General features: G+C 68.7%; 6 protein-coding genes and 1 pseudogene. 5 read left to right on the top strand and 2 right to left on the bottom strand.

Going from position 1 to position 5842, the window contains the following annotated elements; all coding sequences use genetic code 11:
- Together AC5P1B_RS35420 and AC5P1B_RS35415 are read left to right on the top strand one after the other, a co-directional pair.
- Positions 1–431 (top strand): annotated as a pseudogene (locus tag AC5P1B_RS35420) (hypothetical protein); the annotation flags it as partial.
- Positions 409–924: a tyrosine-type recombinase/integrase gene (locus tag AC5P1B_RS35415; protein ID WP_493892145.1), complete on the top strand. Its 516-nt coding sequence runs from the start codon at positions 409–411 to the stop codon at positions 922–924. The pseudogene AC5P1B_RS35420 and the gene AC5P1B_RS35415, both read left to right, overlap by 23 nt.
- Before the next feature lie 710 nt (positions 925–1634).
- Here AC5P1B_RS35415 and AC5P1B_RS35410 read toward each other — a convergent pair.
- Positions 1635–2102 carry a MarR family winged helix-turn-helix transcriptional regulator gene (locus tag AC5P1B_RS35410; protein ID WP_493892143.1) on the bottom strand — a complete coding sequence of 156 codons (468 nt, stop codon included), beginning with the start codon at positions 2100–2102 and terminating at the stop codon, positions 1635–1637.
- Between the two features lie 270 nt (positions 2103–2372).
- On the opposite strand from AC5P1B_RS35410, the gene AC5P1B_RS35405 reads away from it, so the two are divergent.
- Together AC5P1B_RS35405 and AC5P1B_RS35400 are read left to right on the top strand one after the other, a co-directional pair.
- Positions 2373–3122, top strand: a complete 750-nt coding sequence (locus AC5P1B_RS35405; protein WP_493892144.1) for a DODA-type extradiol aromatic ring-opening family dioxygenase — start codon at positions 2373–2375, stop codon at positions 3120–3122.
- 80 nt (positions 3123–3202) lie between these two features.
- Positions 3203–4138 carry an NADP-dependent oxidoreductase gene (locus AC5P1B_RS35400; RefSeq protein ID WP_493892142.1) on the top strand — a complete coding sequence of 312 codons (936 nt, stop codon included), beginning with the start codon at positions 3203–3205 and terminating at the stop codon, positions 4136–4138.
- Positions 4139–4267: 129 nt separating this feature from the next.
- Here AC5P1B_RS35400 and AC5P1B_RS35395 read toward each other — a convergent pair whose 3' ends face one another.
- The gene (locus AC5P1B_RS35395; RefSeq protein WP_493892141.1) at positions 4268–4468 is read right to left on the bottom strand and encodes a hypothetical protein; all 201 of its coding nucleotides are present in this window, start codon (positions 4466–4468) and stop codon (positions 4268–4270) included.
- A gap of 631 nt (positions 4469–5099) precedes the next feature.
- On the opposite strand from AC5P1B_RS35395, the gene AC5P1B_RS35390 reads away from it, so the two are divergent.
- On the top strand, positions 5100–5570 hold the full coding sequence (locus tag AC5P1B_RS35390) for an AAA family ATPase (protein ID WP_493892140.1): 471 nt from the start codon (positions 5100–5102) through the stop codon (positions 5568–5570).
- Positions 5571–5842: the final 272 nt, after the last annotated feature.

Below are 5842 nucleotides of genomic sequence, written 5' to 3'. Positions count from 1 at the left end.
CGGCGAACGTCTCCACCCACACTCGCTCGGCCCTCAACACCCCTGCCATACACCAGAGATGCCCAGTTCACGGCCTTGTGCAACACGCTTTAGGCGGCACCGCGGCAGCCGCCAGCTCGGTCACGCGCAACGACCGGATCATGAACCTGGTCATGGGCTACGCCATCAGGCACAACTACCTGAAGGTCAACCCGATCCCGAAGGGTAAGGGCGAGCGCACCGCTCCGAAGGTGGCCCAGGCCATCGACAAGCGATGCCTGCTGAACCGCGATCTGGTCGCCAAGATGCTGGACTGGATAGGCGAGCGTCCGCGACGCGGGCGCCTCTACCGAGCCTTCTTCGCCACGCTCTACTACGCGGGCCTTCGTCCCGAGGAAGCCGTTGCCCTCCGGGTAGGGGGACGCCACGCTGCCGGAGACCGGGTGGGGTGAGTTCCTCGTCCACGAAGCCCAACCCGAAGTCGGCAGTCAGTGGACCGACACCGGAGAGGTCCACGAGGAGCGAGACCTCAAGGGCCGGGACGAGGGCGACACGCGCACCGTCCCCATCCACCCGTCTCTCGTCGCGATCCTCCGAGAGATCATCAAGGAGTACGACCTCAAGCCGGCCGACCTCCTCTTCCTCGGAGAAAAGGGCGGCATGCTCGCGGGATCTGTCTTCCGGCGCGTCTGGGTCAAGGCGCGCAAGGAGGTCCTGTCGGAGCGCGAGTTCAAGGCGCCGACCGGCAAGCGGGTGTACGACCTGCGCCACACCTGCCTGACGACGTGGCTCAACAGCGGCATTCCGCCGGCCCAGGTCGCCGAATGGGCTGGCAACAGTGTGCCGGTCCTGCTGGCCATCTACGCACGCTGCATCGTCGGCCAGCTAGACGACTACCTCAAACGGATCGAAGGCGTCCAAGACCTCCCAAAGGTGGCGGCGTGAAGAGCGGCCTCGGAACCCCGCGAAGAGCGGGCTCCGAGGCCGCTCTGCTGTGTGCCGGGAGGGGCTGGAGGGCCTTCTCGGGCCCTCGATTTTGTGGGACGTATGTGGGACGGACACCCGTAGACACCCGGTTTTGGCCGGTGCTAGCCGGACTCCACGCCCGGCGGAGGGAAGGAGTCCGATTCGCCTCGGCGATCACTTAGACGCCGTCTGACCTGCGGAAACGTCGCCAACCAGGGCGTCAGTGGCGCCCCCGGCAGGACTCGAACCTGCGGCCAAGCGCTGAGAAGGCACGTGCTCTATCCGCTGAGCTACGGGGGATGAGCTGCGAAATCGCCGTTTCCCAGCGCTGTCCCCGAGGGGTGGGGGACGCATGGGGAAATCGTAAGGCCCCGGCGGCCGGGGGCGCGAGCGCCTCTCGGCCGGGCCGTACGTGGGCTCTCACACTATGTTCACGGCGTCGAAGGCTCTCTCACAGCTTCGGACTTGGTACCCACCATGGGAGAGGCGATCTGCGCGGAGCTGCGCCTCCAGAACCGCCCGTCCCAGTTCACCTTCTTGCCGCGTGGAACGGGCGCGTAGAACGTTGCCCTACCCCCACCGGTCTTGACGGTCTGCACTGCGTTCACGGTGGCGGCGACGACCGGGCTCGGAGCCCCTACTCGCATGGGGTGCGATTGAGGCCGACGTGCGCGTCAAGGGAGGGGGCCTCAGTCGAGTTCCCGGCGCACGGTAGCGGCTATGCGGGTGAGTGCGGCCCCGAGGTGGCGGCGCTGAGCAGCGCTGAGCGGATCGAATACGAGCCGCTTCACCTGCGCGACGTGTTCCGGTGCGCTCTCGACGAGCTTCTGACGGCCGGCGTCGGCCAGTGTGGCGAGGGTATACCGACCGTCGCTGGGGTCGGGCCTGCGGGCGACCCAGGTGCGGGCTTCGAAACGGTCCATCACCTTCGACAGGCGGGGCTGGGTGCAGTCGCAGACCCGGGCCAGGTCGCTGAGCCGCATCGTGGCCTCTTCGGCCATGGACAGCTGGGCCAGAACTCCGTACTCAAAGTTGGAGATGCCTGCCTCTCGCTGCAACTGGCGGTCGAGGGCTGCCGGGAGGGCGATGACAACCGTGAGCAGCGCCTGCCACAGGTCCTGCTGGTCGTCGTCGAGCCAGGGTGACTGGGTGTCCATGAGCCCCATCATACTTGCCTGGGCAACTCACACCACTTGCCTGGGCAACCGTTGAGAGGCTACCTTTTCGCTTGCCTGGGCAAGTGAAAGTGCTTGCCTGGGCAAGCGAAGGAGCTGATTTCGACGACCACCACGAGCAGCCTGGCCTCCCCGAACGGCCTGACTTCCCCCTTCCCGTCGCGCAGACCAGCCGCGGCGTACGACGACCTTCTTGCCCGGGTCCTGCCACAGGCGCGCGAGCAGCGGGTGTGGGACCCCTCCGACGGGCCCCTGCCCAGCCTCTTCGTCAGCCACGGGGCCCCGTTCACCCTCGACGACCCGCAGTGGCTCAGCGACCTCTTCGACTGGGCCCGGCCGATGCCCAAACCCCGGGCCATCGTCGTCATCTCGGCCCACTGGGAACGGGCACCGGCCGCGCTATCCGCCGCCGCGGCCGGCACCCCGCTCTCCTACGATTTCAGCGGCTTCCACCCCCGCTACAAGACCCTTCCCTACGCGACCCCGGACGCCACCGACCTGGCTCGGCGACTCACGGGCCTGCTGGGCCGGACGCCGGTGCACGAGTTCGCCGACCGCGGCCTCGACCACGGCGCCTTTATCCCGCTCATGGCCATGTACCCCGCGGCCGACGTCCCGGTCGTGCAGCTGTCGATGCCCAGCCTCGACCCCAGCGCTCTGCTCAAGCTCGGGGCACGCCTGCGACCCCTGCGCGAAGAAGGCATCCTCGTTCTCGGATCGGGCTTCATGACGCACAGCTTCGCCGTCTTCCGCCAGCCGGAGCTCGCCGCCGACACCACGGCCTTCGACGAATGGGCCGTTGACGCCCTCGCCCGGGGCGACGCCGACGCCCTCACCGACTACCGCAACAAGGCGCCCGGCGCCGCGGTCGCCCATCCGACGGCCGACCACTTCGTCCCGCTGCTGCTCACCGTCGGCGCCGCCGATGACCCCGGCAGCGCCGTGAGCGCCATCGATCGCATGGTGATGGGCAACTCCACCCGGTCGGTGCAACTGACCTGAGCGCCTCGACGCGCTTCACCTTCCCACCTGATCGCCTCATCCCTTGGCGACGACATCAGTACACCCTGGAGGAAAGTGCCATGAAGGCAATACGTTTTCACGAGTTCGGCAACAGTGAGGTCCTGCGCTATGAGGACGTCGACCGTCCGGTCCCCGGCACCGGGGAGGTGCTGGTGCGGGTGGCGGCTACGTCGTTCAACCCGGTCGACGACCACATCCGCGCCGGTGTCCTGGCCGAGATGATCCCGATCACTCTCCCGTACGTGCCGGGGATCGACCTGGCGGGCACCGTCGCTGAACTCGGCGCGGACGTGAGGGGACTGGAGGTCGGCGACCGGGTCGTGGCGATGCTGCCCCTCGACACCGCCGGCGGCGCCGCCGAGTACGTGCTCGCCCCGGCCGAGCCCCTGGCCCCGGCGCCCCAGACGATCGAGCTGGTCGACGCCGCCGCGCTGCCGCTGACCGGCCTGGCGGCCTGGCAGGCGGTGTTCGAGCTCGCCGAGCTGAAGCCCGGTCAGACCGTCCTGGTCAACGGGGCGGGGGGCGCGGTGGGCAGCCTCGTAGTGCAGCTCGCCGTCGACGCGGGGGCGCACGTGACCGCGGTGGACGCGCCGCAGCACGCCGACCGCCTTCGGGGCTACGGCGCGGACCGGGTCGTCGGCCCCCTCGCCCTCGCCGCGGGTCCGGCCGCCGTGGGTGGTCCGTTCCAGGCCGTGGTGAACCATGTGCGCGTCTCCCCGGAGGAGCTCGCGCAGCTGACGAACTACATCGCCGACGGCGGGGTCGCCGCCAGCACAGCCGGCCCGATTCCCGAGGACCCCGCCCGGGGGGTGCGCAGCGCGAGCCTGTGGGTCCGCAGCGACGGAGCCCAGCTGACCGAGCTGGTCGCCAAGGTGGATGCCGGCAAGCTCCGGCTCCACGTCGCCGCCCACCGCCCGGTGGCCGAGCTGGCCGCCGTGCACGAGGACGCCGGCGCCGGGCGGCTGCCCGGCAAGACGGTCATCCTCGCTCCCTGATCACACCCTGACCGCACCCGACCAGGCCGTCCGCCGTCCACCCTCCCGCCGGTGGGCGGCCCGGAAGTTCGACGGCAGCCGCACCCGCACCCCGCCGACACCGGCGAGGCCACGCGGCAGGCCCCGCACTCAGCCCGGCCGGGCGGCAACGTCGGCTGCGGCGGCGCCGTGCCCGGCCCTGACCTGGGCAGCCTTCGGTGTTCTCGTCGTCGACCGCGTCCGGGTCGCGCAGGGACCGCAGGCCCTGGGTGGGGCGCTCGCGCCGATGTGGAACAGGTAGCGGCCCAGGGAGTTGATGTGCCGGTCCTTGAGCACGGAGAGGCGGGCCACGTCCTCGTCCCTGACCTCGTGGCTTTCGGCGCGAGGCAGGGCGACGGGCGGCGGCCAGGTAGTGGATGTTCCGGAGCACGACCCGCGTTGAGGACGAGACCGAGGGCCGCGCGCTGGCCTTGTCCGAACTGACGCAGCACGGCGGATTGTTGCCGATACTCGGGCTCGGAAACGGGTTGTGGCCCCACTGGGTGATCTTGGGCGTCTTGATCGCGGATGAGTTTTGGCCCCGCCTTCCTGGCGGTTACGCGTCGCGGGTGTCCCGTTTGTCCTGTCTCATCGAAGGCGGCACAGTCTCACTGAATCTGGCGAGACTCCGCGATCGGTGTCCCGTCTCGCTGAGCTCGGAGGAGTCTCACTGGTCTGAGCAGGGCGGCCTCGAATTTCATGTCCGGTGGCTGTTGTCGAGGGTGCGGTCACCCCACGGGGGTGACCTGCGTCCCGTTCCATGTGGCTTGTCCCGCGGCATCCGTGATGGTCGAGTCGTGGGTGGGGTACAGGTCCTGCGAGGGTTGGCACCGGGCCGGATGTGACCCCCAGCGACTGCCGCCTGGCGACTGCCGCCTGGCGACTGCCGCCTGGCGACTGCCGCCTGGCGACTGCCGCCTGGCGGCTCGCATAAGCTCGCTACGTGAAGGTCTTGATCACCGGGATGTCCGGCACCGGCAAGTCGACAGCACTCCACCACTTGCGCCAGCGAGGCCACAGGGCGGTGGACACCGACACAGACGCCTGGAGCCAATGGGTGACACTGCCGGACGGTTCGACCGACTGGATATGGCGGGAGCAGGCCATCACCGACCTGCTCACCAGCCACCACGAGGGCAGCCTGTTCGTGGCCGCCTGCAAGACCAACCAAGACCAGTTCTACCCACTGTTCGACCACATCGCGCTGCTGAGCGCACCTGCTGAGGCACTGCTGGCCCGAATCGCAGCCCGCACCAACAACCCCTACGGCAAGCAGCCCGAAGAACGCGCCGCCGTTCTCCACCACCTGGCCACCGTCGAACCGCTACTGCGGGAGACCGCGACCGTCGAGATCGACGCCACCGCACCCATCGAACACGTCGTTCAACAGCTGGAAGAACTCACAGAGCGCTGACCTCGGAACCCGGCGCCAGACCGGGGAGCGCTACCTCCGATGAGAACTCTGGAGGCAGCAATCTCAGCATCCTGACATGATCCAGAGCAAGGCATACGACCTTGCCATGATCGATGAGACGCCTCACCGAAAACTGCTGTTCAGCAGCCAAGACGACTGCCCCGGCTCCTGCGAGTTGGCCCCCATCTCAGGTGTTCTGGTCCGATTCGATCGTCGTCTCAGGTGATCTGGTCCGTTGGCGCTACTCATGTCACGTGCGATCTCGGCCCGCA

This window comes from Streptomyces sp. A01, from assembly GCF_059026195.1.
Note: the sequence above shows the minus strand (reverse complement) of the source record. Positions and strands in the feature narration are given on the sequence as shown.

What these genes read in the sequence shown, in the direction of transcription:
- AC5P1B_RS35400 (WP_493892142.1), top strand. Translation starts at nt 3,203, where the DNA reads ATGAAGGCAATACGTTTTCACGAGTTCGGCAACAGTGAGGTCCTGCGC.
- AC5P1B_RS35410 (WP_493892143.1), bottom strand. Translation starts at nt 2,102, where the DNA reads ATGGACACCCAGTCACCCTGGCTCGACGACGACCAGCAGGACCTGTGG.